This is a genomic window from Paracoccus sp. Arc7-R13 (assembly GCF_004010775.1).
In the GTDB taxonomy this organism is placed as follows: domain Bacteria; phylum Pseudomonadota; class Alphaproteobacteria; order Rhodobacterales; family Rhodobacteraceae; genus Paracoccus; species Paracoccus marcusii.
In genome coordinates this window covers 111,279-130,002 of record NZ_CP034812.1, presented here as the reverse complement: position 1 = coordinate 130,002, position 18,724 = coordinate 111,279, and the positions used below count along the sequence as shown (strand labels likewise).

Here is an 18,724-nt window from a genome sequence, read left to right as displayed (position 1 = left end):
TGCATAGCGACGTCGTTAACGACGTGTCTTATGCGAGGCTTTCGATGCGTGGTGACATTCTGGGTCTGGAGCGGCGGCGTCGCTGGAGCGACGAGGAGAAGCTCGGGATCGTGCTGTCGGTTGGGGCGGAGGGCGCGACGGTGACGCAAGTGGCGCAGCGCCACGAGGTGACCCGACAGCAGCTCTATGCCTGGCGGCATGAGCTGAAGAAGAAGGGGCTGCTTTCCCCGCTTCCGGAGACTGTGTTCTTGCCTGTGGAGTTGAGCGCGCCCGCCGAATTGGCGGTGCCTTCCTTGACTGAAGATTTGACGCCGCAACGCCCCGCCCTGATTGAGCTTCAGCTGGCCAATGGCCGGTGCCTGCGCTTTGACCCGATGCTGGACACGACCACGCTGACGCGGTTGATCCGGGTGGTGGAGGCGGCATGATCGGGCCCGGCACCGGTGTCCGGGTTTATCTGGCCTGCGGGGTGACCGACATGCGCAAGGGCATCGAGGGGTTGGCAGCCCTGGCGCAGGATCAGTTGCGCCAGAAGCCGGCAGGCGGTGCGGTGTTTGCATTCCGCGGTCGGCGAGGCGACAGGTTGAAGCTCTTGTATTGGGATGGCCAGGGCTTCTGCCTTTACTACAAGGTTCTGGAACGCGGGCGCTTTCCCTGGCCGAGCAGCAAGGACGGGACTGCACGTCTGACATCGGCGCAGATGGCCATGCTGTGGGAGGGAATTGACTGGAGGCGGCCGGACTGGGGCGCGCCACCGGCCCGGGTCGGCTGATTTATCCTTTTGTAATTGCGTCTTTTTGTAGCGTTCGAGATGAGGATATGGTATCCATCATCATGTCCGGAACGACCACGCCACTGCCCAATGATCCTGCCGCCTTGAAGGCGATCATTGCCGCGTTGCAGGCAGAAAATCAGAAGATGTCGGCCAGCTTGCGCGCCCATGATCTGCTGGTTCAGGCGCTGCGCGTCCGGATTGCCAAATTGCAAAAGCAGAAGTTCGGAACCAGTTCGGAAAAGATCGAACGCGAGATCGAGCAGCTGGAGCTGGCTCTGGAAGACCTGCAGCTGGCCCTGGCCGAGGCCAATGACCTGGTGCCCGCTGCCGAGGAGGGGCCGGACATGGAAGCACAGGCCCCGGAACCGGCTGAACCCCAGGAAACCAAACGCCGCCGCCCGAAGGTCTCGAAGGACACGCCGCGCGAACGTCGCACGTATGATCCCGGCGAGAATTGCCCCGATTGCGGTGGCGATCTGCGGGTGATCGGTGAGGATGTCAGTGAACTGATCGACATGATCGCCGCGCAATTGAAGGTCATCGAGATCGCGCGCATCAAGAAGTCCTGCCGACGCTGCGAGAAGATCGTCCAGGCCCCGGCACCCAGCCGGCCGATCCCGCGCAGCATGGCGGGACCGAACCTGCTCGCCTATGTCCTGGTCTCGAAGTTCGATGACCATGTGCCGCTCTACAGGCAGAACGAGATCTTTGCCCGGATGGGCGCCGATATCGCCGACACGACGCTCGTGGACTGGTGCGGCGGGGCGATGAAAGCCTTGGCGCCGCTGATCGAAAAGATTGAGGCCGAGATCATGGCCAGCGATCTGCTCCATGCCGATGACACGCCCATCCGGGTTCTCGATCGCAGCAAGAGCGACAAGGGGCTCGGCAAGGGTGTCAGGAAGGGCAGGATCTGGGCTTACGTCTGCGATCAGCGCCCTTGGGCAGGCCAGGCCCCGCCCGGCGCGGTGTATCAGTTCGCCCCGGACTGGAAGGAAGACCATGTCCTCGGCCATCTGAGCCAGGCCGGCGGCATTCTTCAAGCAGATGCTTACAAGGGCTATGCCAAGCTCTATGCCCCCAATCCGGAGGGCAAGAGCCAGTTCCGCGAGGCCGCCTGCTGGGCGCATCTGCGCCGTGACTTCCATGATGTCTGGACCTCGACGAAGTCCGAAATCGCGCGCGAAGCGCTCGACCGGATTGGCAAGTTCTACGACATCGAGCGTGCCATCAGCGGCAAGCCTGCCGAGCTGCGGCTGGCGGTGCGCCAGAAGGAAACCAGGCCCAAGATCGGCGCCTTCCGGGACTGGGCCGAAAAGCAGCTGACGCGCATCCCGGGCAAAAGCGATCTGGCCAAGGCCTTCCGCTACGGGCTGAGCCGCTGGCCTGCCCTCACGCTGTTCCTCGAGGACGGGCGCGTGGCCATCGACAACAATGCGGCCGAGCGTGCCCTGAGGCCAATTGGTGTCGGCAGACGGAACTGGCTATTCGCAGGCTCGGATGCGGGCGGCGAAACGCTCGCCCGCGCCCTGACCGTCATTGAAACGGCAAAGATGAACGGGCTCGATCCGCAGGCCTATCTTGCCGATGTCCTGGACCGCATCCACGATCACATGAACACCCGTCTCGGCGAATTGCTGCCCTGGAACTGGACGCCAATGGGCACAATCAAGACCGAGGCCGCGTAAACAGCGCCCGGAAGAATTCCTCGGACTGCCTCAGACCCTCATCGGTCAGGATAACCGACTTTGCCTTGTTGACCGGATCGGCAATCAGACCCCTCCCATGCAATCGCTCCAGGGCGTCCCAGTCAAAGCCTTTCCACGCCCGCCGCTCGTCATGCAGCGTCAACCACATCAGCGCCAGAACGGCCTCGTCGATCTTGTCCCGATCAATCTCCATGGACTGAGCATACTACGGTCAGACTGGGGCGGGAATCGGGCGGTTACTCATTATGACAACGAACCCCTGTTGTTCGGAGCTCTTGCCTTGCTCGGCGGGGCGGCACTGGGAGCGATGCTGCCCGGAACAAGACGCGAGGACGAGTTGCTGAGGGACTATCGAGATCAGCTCTTTGACGAAGCAGAAAAAATCTATCACGAAGAAAAAAACCGGGTCAGCAGTGCCGTCTCTGCTGGAGTGGAAGAGGCGAAGGCTGCCGTGACCAATGTCGTCTCGGCTGCCAAAGGCGAGCTGACCGACGACGACGGCGATAAGGCTGCCTCTCCGGAGAACTTGCAGAAGACACCCGGAGAGGCGAAGACAGTCAGTGGTCCAGCACAGTTGGGAAAGACACCATCGTCCAAAGCCTGATCCCATTGTCTGGTATCATGGGAAGGCCCCGCAACCGCGGGGCCTTTTTGCCAGAAAAGCAGGCTGTGAAGGCGCTGTTTATGATGTTGCGCGTGAACGCCAATCATCTCTGAGGTCCAGCTTTGCTGAATCTCAGGCCCCAGCTTTACACCCAAGAACGGCTTCCCCCATGCCAGTCTTGCGACCCATCAGGCCGCGAGCTGCTCATCCGCGGGACCGAAGAACTCGTAGTGGATCCGATCGGAAGGAACGCCCGCCTCCCTCAGGCCCGCAACGAAGTAGCGGAGAAACGGACGCGGGCCGCACAAGTAGATGTCGGCCTCGGTCAGCGGGACGCTGTTCCGCAACCAATCCATGCTGATCCGCCCGGAATGGGCCGGGACGTCTGCGCCGCTCTCGTAAAAAGTACTGACGACGATATTTCCGTGGCGCGTCGCGGCGTCCTGCACCTGCCGGGACAATGCGTGATGTGCAGGACTGCTTGTTCCGTGAACATAATGGACCGGGACGTCTCGATGCCTCCGGGCCAAGACTTCCAGCATGCTGACCATGGGCGTCAGACCAACCCCACCCGACAGAAGGACAACCGGCCGCGGCGGATTGTCTGACAGGTGGAAGTCGCCGGCGGGCGGCGTCGTTTCCAGGATCGTCCCTACCATGGCATGGTCATGCAGGAAGCGGGACGCTTCTCCCTCTGCCTCGCGCTTGACGGTAATGCGATAGCTCTCGTCGCTTGGCATGCTGGAGATCGAATAGTTGCGCTTGACCCCGGGCAGTCCGGCCGCGTCAAAGCGCAGCGTCAGATATTGGCCTGGTCGGTGGGCAACGACTGGACCGCCATCCTCGGGGCGCAGCACGAATGATACGATGCCGTCGGCCTCAACTTGCCGCTCTGCTACTGTGAAGCGGCGCCAGTCTGTCCAGCCGCCGCGCTGTGCCTCGATTTCGGCACGGATCGTGGCTTCGCGCGCGATCAGCAGATCGGCTAGGAACCAGTAGGCCTCGCCCCAAGCCGCCAGGATGTCGGGCGTGGCGGCATCGCCGAGAACCTCCTCAATGGCGCCCAAAAGGGCTTGGCCGACGAAGGGATAATGCTCGGGCAGGATCGCGTAGCCGATATGCTTCTGGGCAATCCGTTCGACCGCCGCGCCCAGAACCTCCAAATTTTCGATGTTTTGGGCATAGGCCAGAACAGCGTGTGCCAAGGCAAGCCGCTGCGTGCCTTTCTGCTGGTTTGCTTGGTTGAACAGGGCGGCGATACGGTCGTTTTCGAACAGCCGCCGGTACATCGTCTCGGTGATCAACGGGCCGTATTGCTCCAGTGCGGGAACGGTGGCTTTCACCACCGTGATGGTCTGCAGGGACAGCGGGCGAGCCATGTGATTCTCCTAAACATGCATCACTTCTGCATCTATACGGCACTATACATGCAAAGCAAATACTTGTATTCATGTCTTATGAAATTGAGCCGTTACACCGACTATGCCCTTCGTGCGTTGATCTATCTCGCAGCGAGCGACGGCAAGCTTGTATCGATCCGCCAGATTGCCGAGGCCCATGACATTTCCCAGAACCATCTGATGAAGATCGTCCAGGACCTCGGGAGCGCAGGATTTATCCGGACCACCCGAGGCAGACAGGGTGGACTGCAGCTGGCACGCCCGGCCATCGAGATCACCATCGGCCAAGTCGTTCGACACACCGAAGGCGACGACCCCTTGGTAGATTGCAGCACATGCCGTATCTCCCAGGGCTGCGGACTGCCTGCCGTGATCTTGCAGGCAAGGGAGGCGTTCATGGTTGTTCTGGACACCTGCCGCCTATCGGATGTTGCTCGGATGCCGGGCGCGTTTCAGCATCTGTTCCCGGTTCAGAGCCGATTATAGAGCCACGCTTTCGGAGCCTCGGGGCTCGAGCCATCTATAACAGGCGAGCCGCTCAGTATAAAATTTCTGCATTCATACAAAGGCTGCGTTTTTTACGCGGTGAAACCTGAGTATAGCCGAGCGTATTCGTATCGTTCAATGTGCTGGTGATGTATTACCTCGGTCATCACAGGTTCTTACATCAGGATCGTCAGGGGCGTGCTGCCCCTGACGATCGTGTCATTAGTTCCCCAGGTAGGTCGAGTACCCAAAGGGGCTGACGAGGACTGGGACGTGGTGCTCCCGGTCTGCATCCTGCACCTGAAAGATGACGTCAATTTCAGGGAAAAATGGGGTTTCTCCAAGATCGGCATAATTCGACAAGTCGAAAGCCAGCCGATAAGTCGCGACCTCCGTCTCGATATCGAAGCCTTCGACCCGACCGTTTTCACCCGTGGTCGACGTCCCGATCTCGGTCCAAGTGTCTCCCTCTTTTATTTCCAGCGTCACAGGAATACCGGCGCCGCCGGTTCCGGTGGAAGTGTTCAGAACATGCGTGGAGATATCCTCCGCCTAAGCAAGACCGTTCAGGCCGAATGCGGGGATCAGGGCTAGCAAGCAAATACGCAGCATTATGTCGTCTCTCTTTAAGTCTGCGATCTATATCGGCAGGATGGCTGATATATCTTTCGCAGTACGACGCGGGACTTAGGCGACCTGCCTCGTACAGACCGCCAACGCCCTTAGTGCCCAAATGGATTTTCTAGGAAGCGACAAGGGTTTGTCAACGATCCGGGGCGGCAAGGCTACACCTTGACAGCACGGCAATCAGATCGGTTCATGTCGCGCAGTGGGGCCACCGTGTCTTCTGATTTTCCTGAAAAGGCGTTCTGCCTCACGGCTCAGAATAAACCACTGAAATATCATAATTAAATCGTTTAGAGTTACATAATCCCGGTTATCACATAACTAGGTGTAGAATGGGTGGGTTCTATTCTGAAACGTGACAATCTAGGATTTTTGATCTCTTCCCGGATCGAAGAGCTCCTCGTGGCGTCGCATCTCACCCTCGTGAACGCCGCATCATCGCGGCCATGCTTCAGCTGAAGATCAGCTTAGCCGGCACCGGATCAAGAATGTAGTGGGTGATCCGGAGCAATTTTAGTGCTCTCCCGGACATCACTGGCTTCGTCTTCTCAAGAGGTGCCCAGTGCTTAAATCTAAATCCTTTCCAGCTTCAGCCAAACGAGGTCAGAATTCCATTTTGCTCAATTATGGAGCAGTTGCGGCCTGAAGCCTTTGCCTTATAGAGCGCGCGGTCCGCTGCCTTCACGACCTCTTGCAGCACCGGCGCATCAGACCGAAATCGGCGGCACAGCCCGACGCTAACCGTCACCGGCGCTCCGGGCCCGGAAACGCTGGCAGCCGCAGCATGGACCCGTTGGTTGAGTGAACGGGCAGCCAATTCATCATTCGCAGCGATCGCCAGAATGAACTCCTCTCCACCATACCGTCCAACGACCTCATGGAGGCGCACGGTGGACTGCAGAGCCGCGCCGAGCTGGCGAAGCACGTTATCGCCGGCATCGTGTCCATAATTGTCGTTGATCGCCTTGAACCTGTCGATGTCGAGCAGCAGAACCGTCACGTCGGTCTCTGCTTCATCGGCGGCTGCGATCAACGTCTGGATCGAGTGTGTCGCGGCCCGGCGGTTCAGCAGGCCCGTCAGCTCATCGCGAGAAGCCAGAAGTTCGAGCGCCCGGGTTTGCCCTTGTAGCGCATTCCGCGCACGCAGAACCTCTCCTTGCAGCTTCTCGCGCTTCTCGGCACGCATTGCACTCCACAGGACAAAGTCAGAGCCATGCATCCGCGCGTTCGCCACTACGGGGACCCGGCTGCCTGTTTGTGTTACCAGGGTAAGCGCCAATTCTTCGCAGCATCCATCAGCGAAAAGCAAAGGGTAGACATAGCTGTTGCAGAATATCTTCGACGCAGGCGTGAGTACTGCCTCGATGTGGAGCCCGATCGTCTGACCCAGCACAGAGCCGAACAGGGATGAAGCCTCAGCATTTGCATACCGGATGGTACGCGAGCGGTCTGTTGCGAAACAAGCGACCGGAAAAGCATCGATCATGACGGCAGCGGCTGCCAACGGAGGCACATCAAACATGAGTATGCGCTTCTACAAAGTGCCTAATGTTCTGAGCAACGATCTCAGGATGGGTCATGTGCAGGTAATGGCCATCTGCATCAATGACTTCCATCTGTGCCTGAGGAAGTGAACTGCGGAGGTAATCTCCAACAGCAGGAGGTGCCAGAACGTCCCGCGCACTTTGCAAGATCAGCACGGGATGAGGGGAATGGCCGAGCAGACCGCGATGGTCCGACAGGAATGTCGCCTCGGCAAAGATCTTCGCCGTGGAGGGATCGGTTGAGCAGAAGCTTCCGCTGAGCTCCTGCGAGAGATCAGACCCGGCTGGCTCCCCGGTAACAACCGGCGCGAGATGTGTCGCCCAGCCAATGTAATTCCGGTCCATGAGAGCAAGAAGCTCTTCAAGGTCTTCCCGATCAAAGCCGCCGGTGTAGCCAGGCAGATTGAGAAAGCAGGGAGATGGGCACACCATGACCAGTTTTGAGAAGCGTTCCGGTCTTTCAATGGCAGCCATTAGCCCGATCATGCTGCTGACCGAATGGCCGACTAGCGTTGCGTCGCGAAGGTCGAGAGCGTCGCATATCTCTCCTAGATCCTCGGCAAAGCCCTCAAGCTGACTGTGCCGAACCGGATCGAACTGAGATAAATCCGACCGCCCTGAGCCGGTGTAGTCGAAGAATACAAGGCGGAAGCCTTCGAGGAAAGGCTCCAACGCCCGCCACATGTTCTGATCGCATCCAAAACCATGCGCGAGCACAAGCGTCTGTTCGCCATCGCCCCTCACTGTGACGTTGTTGCGGCGAATACTTCTCCAGTGCATCATGTCTCGATCATCCCAAACTCAGCCTCTTGGAGAAAAGCTATCGCGGGGATGCCAGGCGGGTCAAAGGAGGCGTTATGCTAATTTTAATGGATCCTTAGCAAAACAGGGCGACCTTTCTCTCGCCCTTACTCGGCTGCAAGCATCCGCATTACCCGATAATGTATAAGCGGCGGCTATGAATAGTTGCCTTTACGACGACTGTTTCTTTGCGAGCAATATGAACGACCTTTGAGGGGTGCCCGCCCGCCGTGACCGCTAGATCCCCCCTGACCCGGCCGGGCTGCCATGACGGACATGTCCGCCCGCCCGGGTCGGGCCACGCTGACGTCTGTGTGGCATTTCGCGTTGCGTGCACAAGGGTGTGTCCTACCCTGCAACGTAAAGAGCCATGAATTGCCGGGCTTTTGCGGATCGAGGAGCGTACCGTCACGTCGCATCTTACTCAGTTCGAGTGCCGCATCTTCGTGGGCCTGTCGCGACGCAAACGAAGATTATGCAATATTAGCGAAATAGAGATGTCACATGCCCTTGTCGGTCAGGCATGATTGGGATGTGCTCGTGGGAGTGATCAAAAAGTGCTCTGTTGACGAACGGCACATTGTGCACCGTCTGTTGCTGACAGCGCGACCAGGCGATTGCGCAGTACGGCGCGCTTGCGCAGTTCCGCGTCCGGATCAATTGCGACGCGCTGGCGTATCGTCCGCTCCCCGCCATAACAACTCGAGTAGCCCAATCCCACTCTGTCGGACCCATGACTGAAGCCTCCCGCACAAATGAGGAAACCGGGCGTGTAGGCCGCCGTCGTTTCATAAGCGTAGCCGCGCGCAATGTTCGTTTCCACGTCTTGAAGAAGCCGCGAAATATTGCGCTGTTCAGAAGATATGCGGGCGTTACAGCGCTCTGTCGTGGTGGCACATGAGGCAAGACTCCCTATGATCGTACATGCGATGAGAATTGGTGTAAGCGTCCGGCGTCGCTGCACTGCCTCGCGTAGAGTGTGATCGATAATGTCCACTATGGGATAGTGGACACTGTGGGTGCGTGATGGCGCGTCGGACGAAGCGGCTTTGGACGGACGATGAGAAGCGGTCGATCTGTGTGCAGACGACAGGACCCGGTGTCTCGGTCGCGCAGGTGGCTCGTCGCTATTCGATGAACGCCAACCTGATATTCACCTGGCTTCGCGACCCGCGCTATGCGCCGGAGGCTTCAGCAGAGCCGGATGAGGCCTGTTTCCTTCCCGTCGAGATCGTTGATCGGCCCATGCACGACGATAACAAAGCCGCCGCTGGTCCGGTGCCTGCGGCAGGCACGATCGAGATCGATACAGCGGGTGGCCACCGACTGCGGATCAGCGGAGCCTATAATCCCGAGGCGCTGGCCCGGCTGATCCGCGGCCTGTCCGGATGATCCCTGTCCCGGCAAACACCCGCGTGTGGCTGGCGGCAGGCGTGACCGACATGCGGCGCGGGTTCACGACGCTCGCGGCCCAAGCGGAGACAGTGCTAAAGCAGGACCCGTTCGCCGGTCACATGTTCGTCTTCCGCGGCCGGCGCGGTGATCTGATCAAGATCATCTGGTGGGACGGCCAAGGCGCATGCCTGTTCAGCAAGCGCCTGGAGAGGGGCCGGTTCGTGTGGCCGTCGGCAAAGGAGGGCAAGGTTGCTCTGACGCCGGCGCAGCTGGCGATGCTGCTGGAAGGGATCGACTGGCGCCTGCCGCGGCGGAGCTGGAGGCCGCTCAAGGCGGGATAAACCAGGCGCGACAGCACGTTCGGGATTCCTGTTTCGCGCTTGTTTTGGTATGATTGGCTATGCTGGACGTAGCCAAATCCCTGCCGGAAGATCCTGAAGAACTGCGGCGGTTCACGGCGCTTTTGCTCGCCGAAGTGAAGTCGCAGGCGATGCTGATAGAGAAGCTGCGTCACCAGCTGGCCGGTCACCGCAGCCATCGCTTTGGCACGTCGTCGGAGACCATCGAGCAACTTCAACTGGCGCTCGAGGCAACCGAGATCTCTATTGCAAAGATGACTGCAAAGCTGCGCCTGCCGGATGAGGAAGAGAAGGACAAGCCGAAGCGTCGTCCCATTCCCGACCACATCCCGCGCCAGGAGATCGAGCTGACCACCGGCGACGGGGACTGTGCCCATTGCGGTGGGACGCTGCGCCGCCTCGGCGAGGATGTGACCGAAGAGCTGGAATACGTTCCCGGCCGGTTCATCGTGAACCGGATCGTCCGTCCCCGCATGGCCTGTTCCGGTTGCGAAGCCTTTACCCAAGCCCCTTTGCCATCCCGTCCGATCGAGCGCGGCCGTCCCGGTCCCGGTCTGCTGGCCCATGTCCTGGTCTCCAAGTACGCCGACCATCTGCCGCTCTATCGCCAGAGCCAGATCTTCGAGCGCGAGGGGCTCGACCTCGACCGCTCGACGCTGGCGGACTGGGTCGGCAAGTCAACTGCGCTGCTGGAACCACTCGCCGATGCCATCGGGCGCCATGTGCTGGCCGGACAGACGATCTTTGCCGATGATACCCCGGTCAAGATGCTGGCGCCCGGCACCGGCAAGACAGCGACAGCGCGGCTATGGGCCTATGGGCGCGACGAGCGGCCCTGGGGGAGCGATGTCCCTCCCGGCAGCTGGTATCGGTTCTCGCCAGATCGGAAGGGCCAGCACCCCAAGGATCATCTCTCAGGCTACCAAGGCTGGATGCACGCCGATGGCTATGCCGGGTTCGAGGACATCTACCGGTCCAGCGACATTCACGAGGTCGCCTGCATGGCCCATGTCCGGCGCAAGTTCGTCGATGTCCACAGGGCCCAGGGGTCGGCCATCGCCGACGAAGCGATTCGGCGCATCGCGCAGCTTTATGCGGTCGAGAAGGAGGCGCGTGGATCGCCGCCCGACCGGCGTGTAGAGATCAGACAAGCCAGCGCGAAGCCGATCTTCGATGGTCTCGAAGCCTGGCTGAATGCCCAAGTACCCAGCATATCCGGCAAATCGCCGCTGGCAGTTGCGATACGCTACGCCTTGACCCGCATGAAGCGGCTCCGACCATATCTCGACCACGGCATTCTGGAGCTGGATAACAATACGGCAGAGCGGGCAATGAGGTCAGTTGCTGTCGGAAGGAAGAATTATCTCTTCGTCGGCTCCCAGACCGGCGGCCGCGCTGCGGCCATTGCTTATACCTTGATCGAAACCGCCAAGCTGAACGACGTCGACCCACAGGCCTGGCTGGCCGATACGCTGGCCTGCATTCCGGACTATAAGATCACGCACATCGACGACCTGCTGCCGTGGCGCTGGCGGGCCGGCATAAAGAAGGACCCCTTGCCGACATGACCATCGCTCATCTCAAGATCACGCTCGAAGGCATTGCTCCCGTCGTGTCGCGGACCCTTGAAGTGTCGACAAACATCCGCCTCGAAAGATTACACCTCGTTATCCAGGGGGCGATGGGATGGGAGAACTGCCATCTCTACGAGTTCATGGCAGGTCAGGCCCGCTGGAGCCTGCCAGATCCGGACTTCGGCACCGACGCGTTGCCGGTCGCCAAAGCCAGGCTAGCCGACGTCATCGACACCGCCGGAAAAACCCCAATCCGCTATGTTTACGACTTCGGAGACCACTGGGTCCATCTAATCGAGGCAACGATCATCGGTGACCCGATACCGGGCAACCTCTATCCCCGCTTGCTCGACGTCATTGGAAAATGCCCGCCCGAGGACGTCGGCGGCCTGCCAGGATACGAGAACTTCCTCAGCGCCATCAGCAACCCAAAACATCCTGACCACGAAGAACTGACGGAATGGGCGGGCGAGCCGTTTGATCCACATGTCCCGAACGCTGATGAGCTCCGCCTTGATGTCCTCAAGCTTGCAAAGAAATGGAAGCCGCGGACTACCTAAGCGGCGTCACCGGACGCTTACGAATTGGTGTGGGTGTCATCTTATAGATCCCTTGGTAGGCACTTGAAGCCGATGTCGGTAATGAACTTCTGCGATCGTTGAGATTTCGGGATGAAAGAAGGAGGTCATAGGGACGAGCCCTGCCCGGCCGCCGGGTTAAAACATCGATGCGACCGCCTTGCGAAGCTTCTGACGGATCGTCGTGGTTCTGATGAATTCCTCATCCTTGAGGTAGGTCTTTCCGTGAAGCTCCACCCTGTCGTCGAGAGCCAGGTTGACACCCCAGCACGCGGCCACATCCGGGTCGATGCCATCGGGCTGACCATACCGCGTGCACAAGATGCCAGGGATCCATTCCGTCACGGTCACCGATGGAAGCTTGCTCTCGAGTTCCCGTGCAAGTGCCAGTGAGAAACACCGGGCGCCAGCCTTTGACACCGCGTAGCCGAGCTTTCCCTGCCGTGGATCGTCCCCGGCAAAGCTGCCGACGTTTACGATCCTGCCTTTCTTCTGCACCAACATCTGCGGCAAAAAGGCCCTGACGCAATTTACTGGACCTAGAAGGTTCGTCAGGATCTGATCGTTGATACGATCAGCATTTGAGGACAAAAAATCACATTCATCGAGGATAGCTGCATTGTTGATGAGAATGTCTACGGTGCCAATATTTTTCTGGATTTCCGTAGCCGCTGTTTGCACATCAAAAAAATCTGCAACATTGCACCTTATCGGGAGGAATGAACTCGGAGCACAGTTTTCTCCCGTTACGTGCAGTTCGTGATCATTTCGTGCGATGCCCACGACGACGACCCCACGTGCTGTGAGGCGGTGGGACAGTGCCCGACCCAAACCGGCACTTGCTCCCGTCACCACAGCAAGCAGACTTTTGTCGGTACATGGCAATTGGAGGCTCCGATCTGAATTCGTCTTGAACGAGGCGACCGATCTTCCGTTCAAATATCTGAATCAGATCGTAATTACCCAATCACAGGATAAGAAAACACTGAACAGTCACTTCGGCTTTAAGCATAGTGCCAATTTAACGGGGATTCTGCAGCACAAGAAATGTTTGAATGACAAGAAATACCGGCAGTTAGTCCTGCAATCATAGCGATGCAATTATATGGCGATCTAAAAATCACCTTTGCAACTTTAAATACGAATGCCTGTCAGTACTGTCGCAGTGTAATTCTCAATGATATTTATCAAACGAGAAGACCCACGGAAGCAGTACTTTAAACGAATTCGGTGGACTTGTCTCTGGATAGTGGTGCTGTCATCAGCGCTCGGAAAACCCAGGATCAGACTGAAAGATTTTGGCCTGATGAAGTTTGTAGCCCACGGGTTGAACTGAGTGGCGAACCTCTCAGCTTCCATGCTCATATCGTTATCGTGGGCAAGCAGTCTTACGCGTGGAACGACCAGGACTTTTGATACGGCTTCAGCAAGCGGTAAACGGCCGTGAACGTCATATCAATGAAGATGGATTATCTTGGCAGCTCCAGTAAAGACTCTCGCACTGACATGCGGCTAAGGTCTGAAAATTGAATAGTTTCTGAAAAATTATCGATACGCAAATGACGGGCAGACGTCGGAAACGTTCATTCGACATTATCCGAAGCCAATCCAACACGTTATCCGTCTCTTTTGCCATACGGATGTTACTCGTCATGATATCCGACAGAACAACGGTCTGCGGATCTCTGTTCTCGGCCACCAATTTGAACATGATATCGCGCTCGGTCACGATCCCCTCGACCTGACCTGAGCCGTTTGTAATCACGATGCAGCCATAGTTTTTGCTTTTCATCGCCTGAACGGCGACAGCGACCGTCGTATCCCGGCGTGCCGTCAAGGGACTGAACTTGCTGGCATACTCTGGTCGATCGACGATCCGTGAGCCCTTCCTGGCAGTGCTGACACTCATTCCGGTGACCTTTGCCAAAAACATCATTCGTTTGAGAGCGACCTCACCAATGGTGACGCAACGGCAGGCTTGATCAAGCGCTTTTTGCGGCCATTTCGTCGCAGACTGCACAATGCCCACAGCCCCCAGTCAGTCATGCTGCGTATAAACGGTCACCGGTTTTAACGTCTTTCCGATGGAAGACATTTTAACTGAGAATGCCCGGTTCCAAACGGGTCAGTAGTCAGAGAACTTTTGCCGAACCGAGCTTGGTTCTAGGTGCCATCCGTTCGGAGGAGAGTGCCTTGGTGATCTTCCGCCGCTGCCGCCCGGCCCTGCCCTAGTCTTTTGCCAAGCGGGCCATGGCTACCGTCAGGGCGCAGCCGCATCGCTGCGCCCCAAAGGTTGCCCGGCCAAATATCTCAAGTGCGGGTCTCTTGCGTGGCGAGGGAAGGGTCTGCCATTGACCAAGACAAGACCCACCAGCGTGAAAGATCCGGGATCAATCGGGTTTCGGATCGCGGATCACTGCCGGATTGGGCTGAGGATCCTCCGGTACTTCTGTGTCAGAGCGGAACAGGTTCTGGGTCAGGGAATAGTTTTCGGTGGCCAGACTCAGCAGCTGCTCTGTGCGAAGCTGATTCTCAGCAGCATTGCGGGCTTGAATTTCTTCCGCTTCCAATGCTTGCGAGGACAGGATGGTCTGGCGATCCTGGGTCGCAATGGTCGCTGCAGGTGTATCAACATTGCGCTGTTGGACCGCTCTGGCCATCCTGTCCATATTGGCTGCCGGCTCTGGCGAGGTCGACGCCGATTGTGCAGGCTCGCCGGAAGGTGTCGCTGATGCCGATGCCGATGCAGGTTGGTCGTCCGACGACGGCGACGCTGATGTCGACCGCGACGCTTCTACAGGCTGGCTTGACGAAGTTTCTTGCGACCGGGTCTGCTGTGTGGGCTGTGTCTCGGCCGGTTGGTTCTGACTTGCTTCCGCCCTGGTAGGCGTCGCCTGAGTTTCCTGAGGCGGGGAGGTATTTTTAGACGAATTGCTTCCTGCAAAGGGAGATGCAAAACTGGTGATCAACATGATGGCTCCTGGATGTTTTACAACCTGTTAAACTTTTGTTCATCATTTTCGCCATGTAATAGTCTGGCAAATTTTAGCGTATTTACGGAGTTAATATGCTAAACATATAATATACAAAAATTGATGGTAACGCCTATTTGACTTTCATCCATGCTATCACGATGGAACGTCACATTAGGAATCCATCATGACTACTTCCATGTTTAAGCTGCCGGCTTTTGCTGCAATCCTGGTTTCACTGGCAGCCTGTGCCAACAAATCGGACGAGATTGCGGCAAGTTTTGTTTCTCCCACCCCGTATCAAGGAATGACATGTCAGAAATTGGCTGCTGAAGCGCAAGTCGTTGCCAATCGCGCCGCTGCCGCTTCCACTGCGCAGGATAAGAAGGCCAGCAATGATGCAGTCGCAACGGGCGTCGGTGTGGTTCTGTTCTGGCCGGCCCTCTTCTTTATCAAAGGTGACGGGTCGCAGGCTGCCGAAGTTGGGCGTCTGAAAGGGGAAATGCAGGCAATCGAGACGGCAAACACTGCCAATAACTGCAACATCAGGTTTGCATCATAGATCCCGCGTATAGCGTTGGCAGATTGGATAAGAGCGACCCCATTGGTCCAGATCTAAAACACTGAAGCTTTGCTGAACAATCGAAAACTAAGGCCGTGCAATCGCACGGCCTCATTTATGTCATTAAACAATACTTATGAGATCGCTCGCATATCAACGCACCGAATACGTAAGCAGAGATCAAGAACTTCTCCGTATGAAAGTACGCCGTCTCTATGACGCTCAGCCGCGGAAGGGTTACTGTCTATGGAAGCATTCTAAAACCTAGCAGAGACGCTGCGGGGCTCGCGTAATTATAAGCTGTGTGATGTGGCGCACCATAAAACGTCAAACCATCTTAATCGTTAGGTGGGCATCGACGCGCGGTTACGCATGTGGATATTTTCACGGCTTTAGGGAGCAAAAACAAAAATCTAACTTCTTGGCTACGACTGGCGTGCCATGAATTGTTCACGTCTACGTCGTTTTTTCGGACAGTGAGCTATTGGCGGCTATTTGCCACACGGCGTTCAACGAATTTGACAGCGCACCAGCAAAGATGAACGATTATTATCGTTCACAGAACCGTGAGGCCTGCCGTGAAAATTACGAGAAAAGGAACAAGACGGCCTGACGCTTCAAAGCCTGGGTCGATCTTTCTGCGGCTTCAGGAGATCGAGAAGGAACGTCGCAAAAAGGAGCAGATCGAGCGGATGATCGAAGCGAAAGTCGACCTTGCCCTGCGCCGGCTGCTTCACTGAAGCGCGTATATGAAAAAACGTCTCTGTCGGCGAACTGCGCGAGATAGTTTTCCAGACATAACTGACATATCGTTTGATCGTCATTTGCTCCTAACCAAAGCCGTATCCCATACCATCAGCTTGGATTCAGGCGGCTTCTCATCTCCCATTCGGTCATCCGCGCGCCTAATGTGATGACATAGCGTGCCACAGCGCTGTGTGTATCTTGGGGTGGTACGGATGCATCCATGACCGCATAGAGGGATTTTGCTGCTGCATAATCGCCCATACAAGTGATTTCAGGTGCTCCGCCCAAACCGTAGAAATTTTCCAAAGCTATTTCAATCTGATCCTCGGGAATGCCTGCAAATTTAAACTGCAACCGAAGGCTGTGATCTTCCATCTGCGTATTCTCCAAAACACGTGATAGATGACGCTTTATACAATCTATGCGTTTTTAATACAACTTTCGGATTACACGTGCTCAGGCTGCTCAATCAGCAAGCTTCCTATACCGGAAGCTTATTTGAGCGGCATCGTCTATGGCCGTTTTGCTGTCAAACCATTTATTTATACAGACATATAGCCACGCACACAGAAGAGCTTGTTTCTGCAGGCTTATGGAGACGATGCCAAGCAGCTTTAGGGCATGCGTCTGAGGCGAGCCACGAGCGGTTGTCACCGGAAATGCTAAAAACCAAAGCGTTCTGCAGGGTCATATCAATCGGACGGTAATGTTTGTCGTGCAAAACCTCCCCAGTGCCATAAGGGGTTGCCTTTTTTCAGACTGCTCGATGACAGAAATACCCGGCATAGCGGATTAAATCCGGGGAGCCGCTGGCGCCCTTTCGGTCATGCGACGTCACTCACCAACTATAGAGTTCCTGGTACCGATGCAGGAGCTGTCTTTTTCCCACGCAGGGCGCGCTTCCGCGTCAATTGAAAGCCTCTCCTATGCTGACCACAGAAAGTGCCGTGCTTGATCGTCTCCGCTCGCGCGCTGCGCGTTTCATGGTGCTTTTCCTTTGGCTGCATGTTCCCCTTTCTGCCTTCGTATCGGCCAGCTTGGGAACAGGTATGTGGACCGGCCCAATCGCCATCGCTGCCGTTGCTGCGATCGCTACCCTGGATTGGATGCGGACCAAGACAGGCTACGGCCCTCAGATCACCATCGCGACCAGTCTTGCTCTGGTCGTAGCAGTGTTGGTTTTTCAGCTGCGCGGACATGCCTGGCAGATCGATGTCCATATGTACTTCTTCGCCGCATTTGCCACGGTCGCGGTGTTTTGCGACTGGCGCCCCCTCATCGCTTATGCCGGCACGGTCGCGGGCCATCATCTTCTCCTCAACGTCCTGATCCCGCAGGCCGTGTTTCCTGGAGAAGGCGATCTTGCACGGGTGCTCATGCACGCTGTCGTTCTGGCCGTTCAGACTGCGGCATTGATCTGGCTTGCGCAGCATCTTCGGAAGGCATTCAGCGAGTCAGCCGACGCGATCGAGGCGGTGCATCTGGCACAGGCGGAGGGAGAGCGACTTGCCGGGGAACAACGACAGACCGCGGCGCGTGAAGCAGAAACGAGCATGCGTCATGCCGCCTTGCAGGAGCGGGTCGTGTGTGAAATCTCGGCGGGCCTTGAACGCCTGGCAATGGGCGATCTGACCACACCGATCGATAGCTCCCCCCACGATCCCTTTCCGGCCGAGTACGACATGCTGCGCCAAAGCTTTAACCGCGTGACACTGCAGCTTGGGCAGGTCTTTGAGCAGATCATGTCCGTCGCAGGCAGCGTCCGGGCCGGCTCCGACGAGATCGACCAAGCCGCGCAGCACCTCGCCGTGCGCGCCGAAACGCAGGCGGCAACGCTCGAAGAGAGCGCAGCAGCGCTTCAGCAGATGACCAGCAGTGTCCGTTCCTCGGCGGCACGCGCCTCCGAGGCGCAGGAAGCGGGGCGCGAGAACAGCACATGCGCCCGAGCTGGCACGCTGGTCGTTCAGGACGCCATCAGCGCCATGCAGGAGATCGAGCGCAGCGCCACGCAGGTGACGCAAATCATCGACGTGATCGAAGCGATCGCGTTCCAGACCAATCTCCTGGCAATCAATGCGGGGGTCGAGGCGGCCCGTGCGGGCGATGCCGGACGCGGCTTTGCCGTCGTTGCCTCTGAAGTGCGCGGTCTCGCACAGCGCGCTTCGACATCAGCGCGGGATATCAGGGGGCTGATTGCTGAAAGTACCGCGCATGTGCAGACGGGATCGGCACTGGTCGGACGGACCGGCCAGAGCCTCGAGGATATTCTCAGGATCGCCCTCAATGTGCAGGGAGTGATGGATAATCTATCCGCTGCGGCGCGCGAGCAGGCAATTGGTCTCGAGGAGATCAATTCCGGCGTGACCCTTCTTGATCAGGTGACCCAACACAACGCCGCCGTGGCAGAGCAGACGACTGCAACGGCTGGTACCCTTCGACAGCACTCCACCGAGTTGGTCGCCATTCTAAGCCAGTTCCGATTACCCAAGGGCAGTGTGGATTCAGCGAACTTCGGAAGAAGGCCGTCAGGCCCTTATGCAGGCAGACGCTCTACCATGCCCCAAAGCCCCATATCGGCAGCCTGACACTGC

At 57.6% G+C, this 18,724-nt stretch carries 21 protein-coding genes; 11 read left to right on the top strand and 10 right to left on the bottom strand.

Annotation, left to right across the window (positions count from 1 at the left end; translation table 11 throughout):
- The first annotated feature begins 44 nt into the window (after positions 1–44).
- The 3 genes from EOJ32_RS17635 (at position 45) to EOJ32_RS17625 (ending at position 2,463) form a co-directional block, all read left to right on the top strand.
- A complete protein-coding gene (locus EOJ32_RS17635; protein ID WP_127899070.1) occupies positions 45–428 on the top strand; it encodes a transposase in 384 nt (127 codons plus the stop codon).
- A complete protein-coding gene (tnpB, locus tag EOJ32_RS17630; protein ID WP_127899071.1) occupies positions 425–772 on the top strand; it encodes an IS66 family insertion sequence element accessory protein TnpB in 348 nt (115 codons plus the stop codon). The genes EOJ32_RS17635 and tnpB (EOJ32_RS17630) overlap by 4 nt, the downstream gene beginning before the upstream one ends.
- Positions 773–834: 62 nt before the next feature.
- Positions 835–2,463 carry an IS66 family transposase gene (locus EOJ32_RS17625; protein WP_127899417.1) on the top strand — a complete coding sequence of 543 codons (1,629 nt, stop codon included), beginning with the start codon at positions 835–837 and terminating at the stop codon, positions 2,461–2,463.
- Here EOJ32_RS17625 and EOJ32_RS17620 read toward each other — a convergent pair.
- The gene (locus EOJ32_RS17620) at positions 2,444–2,677 is read right to left on the bottom strand and encodes a DUF6429 family protein (RefSeq protein WP_127899072.1); all 234 of its coding nucleotides are present in this window, start codon (positions 2,675–2,677) and stop codon (positions 2,444–2,446) included. The genes EOJ32_RS17625 and EOJ32_RS17620 overlap by 20 nt on opposite strands.
- 69 nt (positions 2,678–2,746) lie before the next feature.
- Here EOJ32_RS17620 and EOJ32_RS17615 point away from each other — a divergent pair, with 69 nt between their 5' ends.
- Positions 2,747–3,088 carry a hypothetical protein gene (locus EOJ32_RS17615; RefSeq protein WP_127899667.1) on the top strand — a complete coding sequence of 114 codons (342 nt, stop codon included), beginning with the start codon at positions 2,747–2,749 and terminating at the stop codon, positions 3,086–3,088.
- A gap of 188 nt (positions 3,089–3,276) precedes the next feature.
- On the opposite strand, the gene hmpA is transcribed toward EOJ32_RS17615, so the two are convergent.
- Positions 3,277–4,467: an NO-inducible flavohemoprotein gene (gene hmpA / locus EOJ32_RS17610; RefSeq protein ID WP_127899666.1), complete on the bottom strand. Its 1,191-nt coding sequence runs from the start codon at positions 4,465–4,467 to the stop codon at positions 3,277–3,279.
- Between the two features lie 48 nt (positions 4,468–4,515).
- On the opposite strand from hmpA, the gene EOJ32_RS17605 reads away from it, so the two are divergent.
- The gene (locus EOJ32_RS17605; protein WP_240542581.1) at positions 4,516–4,974 is read left to right on the top strand and encodes an Rrf2 family transcriptional regulator; all 459 of its coding nucleotides are present in this window, start codon (positions 4,516–4,518) and stop codon (positions 4,972–4,974) included.
- Between the two features lie 222 nt (positions 4,975–5,196).
- On the opposite strand, the gene EOJ32_RS17600 is transcribed toward EOJ32_RS17605, so the two are convergent.
- The 3 genes from EOJ32_RS17600 to EOJ32_RS17590 form a co-directional block, all read right to left on the bottom strand.
- Positions 5,197–5,463 (bottom strand): hydroxyisourate hydrolase, encoded by a 267-nt coding sequence (locus tag EOJ32_RS17600; protein ID WP_240542580.1) that lies wholly within the window; start codon positions 5,461–5,463, stop codon positions 5,197–5,199.
- Between the two features lie 727 nt (positions 5,464–6,190).
- Positions 6,191–7,123: a diguanylate cyclase gene (locus EOJ32_RS17595; protein WP_127899665.1), complete on the bottom strand. Its 933-nt coding sequence runs from the start codon at positions 7,121–7,123 to the stop codon at positions 6,191–6,193.
- Entirely contained in the window at positions 7,116–7,928 is an 813-nt protein-coding gene (locus EOJ32_RS17590; RefSeq protein ID WP_240542579.1) for an alpha/beta fold hydrolase, read from the bottom strand. Before EOJ32_RS17590 ends, EOJ32_RS17595 begins: the two co-directional genes overlap by 8 nt.
- Before the next feature lie 1,044 nt (positions 7,929–8,972).
- Between EOJ32_RS17590 and EOJ32_RS17580 the strand changes: the two genes are divergently transcribed.
- The 4 genes from EOJ32_RS17580 to EOJ32_RS17565 are packed head-to-tail and all read left to right on the top strand — an operon-like array spanning position 8,973 to position 11,834.
- Positions 8,973–9,338 carry a transposase gene (locus EOJ32_RS17580; RefSeq protein WP_127899606.1) on the top strand — a complete coding sequence of 122 codons (366 nt, stop codon included), beginning with the start codon at positions 8,973–8,975 and terminating at the stop codon, positions 9,336–9,338.
- Positions 9,335–9,682: an IS66 family insertion sequence element accessory protein TnpB gene (gene tnpB, locus EOJ32_RS17575; RefSeq protein ID WP_127899607.1), complete on the top strand. Its 348-nt coding sequence runs from the start codon at positions 9,335–9,337 to the stop codon at positions 9,680–9,682. The genes EOJ32_RS17580 and tnpB (EOJ32_RS17575) overlap by 4 nt, the downstream gene beginning before the upstream one ends.
- 59 nt (positions 9,683–9,741) lie before the next feature.
- Entirely contained in the window at positions 9,742–11,268 is a 1,527-nt protein-coding gene (locus EOJ32_RS17570) for an IS66 family transposase (protein ID WP_127899608.1), read from the top strand.
- Complete coding sequence (locus tag EOJ32_RS17565) at positions 11,265–11,834, top strand: plasmid pRiA4b ORF-3 family protein (protein ID WP_127899609.1); 570 nt, start codon at positions 11,265–11,267, stop codon at positions 11,832–11,834. Before EOJ32_RS17570 ends, EOJ32_RS17565 begins: the two co-directional genes overlap by 4 nt.
- A 156-nt stretch (positions 11,835–11,990) precedes the next feature.
- Here EOJ32_RS17565 and EOJ32_RS17560 read toward each other — a convergent pair whose 3' ends face one another.
- The 3 genes from EOJ32_RS17560 to EOJ32_RS17550 all read right to left on the bottom strand — a co-directional run bounded on the left by EOJ32_RS17560 (position 11,991) and on the right by EOJ32_RS17550 (position 14,824).
- Positions 11,991–12,704, bottom strand: a complete 714-nt coding sequence (locus EOJ32_RS17560) for an SDR family oxidoreductase (protein WP_240542588.1) — start codon at positions 12,702–12,704, stop codon at positions 11,991–11,993.
- A 598-nt stretch (positions 12,705–13,302) separates the two neighbouring features.
- The gene (locus EOJ32_RS17555; protein WP_240542578.1) at positions 13,303–13,881 is read right to left on the bottom strand and encodes a cyclic nucleotide-binding/CBS domain-containing protein; all 579 of its coding nucleotides are present in this window, start codon (positions 13,879–13,881) and stop codon (positions 13,303–13,305) included.
- Positions 13,882–14,242: 361 nt separating this feature from the next.
- Positions 14,243–14,824 carry a hypothetical protein gene (locus EOJ32_RS17550; RefSeq protein ID WP_127899663.1) on the bottom strand — a complete coding sequence of 194 codons (582 nt, stop codon included), beginning with the start codon at positions 14,822–14,824 and terminating at the stop codon, positions 14,243–14,245.
- Positions 14,825–15,023: 199 nt separating this feature from the next.
- Between EOJ32_RS17550 and EOJ32_RS17545 the strand changes: the two genes are divergently transcribed.
- Positions 15,024–15,386 carry a hypothetical protein gene (locus tag EOJ32_RS17545; protein ID WP_127899662.1) on the top strand — a complete coding sequence of 121 codons (363 nt, stop codon included), beginning with the start codon at positions 15,024–15,026 and terminating at the stop codon, positions 15,384–15,386.
- 617 nt (positions 15,387–16,003) lie between these two features.
- Here EOJ32_RS17545 and EOJ32_RS17540 read toward each other — a convergent pair.
- Both EOJ32_RS17540 and EOJ32_RS17535 read right to left on the bottom strand, forming a co-directional pair.
- Complete coding sequence (locus EOJ32_RS17540; RefSeq protein WP_127899661.1) at positions 16,004–16,210, bottom strand: hypothetical protein; 207 nt, start codon at positions 16,208–16,210, stop codon at positions 16,004–16,006.
- 31 nt (positions 16,211–16,241) lie between these two features.
- Positions 16,242–16,508, bottom strand: a complete 267-nt coding sequence (locus tag EOJ32_RS17535; RefSeq protein ID WP_127899660.1) for a hypothetical protein — start codon at positions 16,506–16,508, stop codon at positions 16,242–16,244.
- Positions 16,509–17,059: 551 nt separating this feature from the next.
- Here EOJ32_RS17535 and EOJ32_RS17530 point away from each other — a divergent pair.
- Positions 17,060–18,718, top strand: a complete 1,659-nt coding sequence (locus EOJ32_RS17530; RefSeq protein ID WP_127899659.1) for a methyl-accepting chemotaxis protein — start codon at positions 17,060–17,062, stop codon at positions 18,716–18,718.
- The last annotated feature ends 6 nt before the right edge of the window (positions 18,719–18,724 follow it).

Coding starts and splice junctions, on each gene's coding strand:
- EOJ32_RS17535 (WP_127899660.1), bottom strand. CDS start 16,508: ATGGAAGATCACAGCCTTCGGTTGCAGTTTAAATTTGCAGGCATTCCC.
- EOJ32_RS17550 (WP_127899663.1), bottom strand. CDS start 14,824: ATGTTGATCACCAGTTTTGCATCTCCCTTTGCAGGAAGCAATTCGTCT.
- hmpA (WP_127899666.1), bottom strand. CDS start 4,467: ATGGCTCGCCCGCTGTCCCTGCAGACCATCACGGTGGTGAAAGCCACC.
- EOJ32_RS17635 (WP_127899070.1), top strand. CDS start 45: ATGCGTGGTGACATTCTGGGTCTGGAGCGGCGGCGTCGCTGGAGCGAC.
- EOJ32_RS17570 (WP_127899608.1), top strand. CDS start 9,742: ATGCTGGACGTAGCCAAATCCCTGCCGGAAGATCCTGAAGAACTGCGG.
- EOJ32_RS17540 (WP_127899661.1), bottom strand. CDS start 16,210: ATGACGATCAAACGATATGTCAGTTATGTCTGGAAAACTATCTCGCGC.
- EOJ32_RS17620 (WP_127899072.1), bottom strand. CDS start 2,677: ATGGAGATTGATCGGGACAAGATCGACGAGGCCGTTCTGGCGCTGATG.
- EOJ32_RS17625 (WP_127899417.1), top strand. CDS start 835: ATGTCCGGAACGACCACGCCACTGCCCAATGATCCTGCCGCCTTGAAG.
- EOJ32_RS17530 (WP_127899659.1), top strand. CDS start 17,060: ATGCTGACCACAGAAAGTGCCGTGCTTGATCGTCTCCGCTCGCGCGCT.
- EOJ32_RS17565 (WP_127899609.1), top strand. CDS start 11,265: ATGACCATCGCTCATCTCAAGATCACGCTCGAAGGCATTGCTCCCGTC.
- EOJ32_RS17605 (WP_240542581.1), top strand. CDS start 4,516: ATGCAAAGCAAATACTTGTATTCATGTCTTATGAAATTGAGCCGTTAC.
- EOJ32_RS17590 (WP_240542579.1), bottom strand. CDS start 7,928: ATGATGCACTGGAGAAGTATTCGCCGCAACAACGTCACAGTGAGGGGC.
- tnpB (WP_127899071.1), top strand. CDS start 425: ATGATCGGGCCCGGCACCGGTGTCCGGGTTTATCTGGCCTGCGGGGTG.
- EOJ32_RS17580 (WP_127899606.1), top strand. CDS start 8,973: ATGGCGCGTCGGACGAAGCGGCTTTGGACGGACGATGAGAAGCGGTCG.
- EOJ32_RS17595 (WP_127899665.1), bottom strand. CDS start 7,123: ATGTTTGATGTGCCTCCGTTGGCAGCCGCTGCCGTCATGATCGATGCT.
- EOJ32_RS17545 (WP_127899662.1), top strand. CDS start 15,024: ATGTTTAAGCTGCCGGCTTTTGCTGCAATCCTGGTTTCACTGGCAGCC.
- tnpB (WP_127899607.1), top strand. CDS start 9,335: ATGATCCCTGTCCCGGCAAACACCCGCGTGTGGCTGGCGGCAGGCGTG.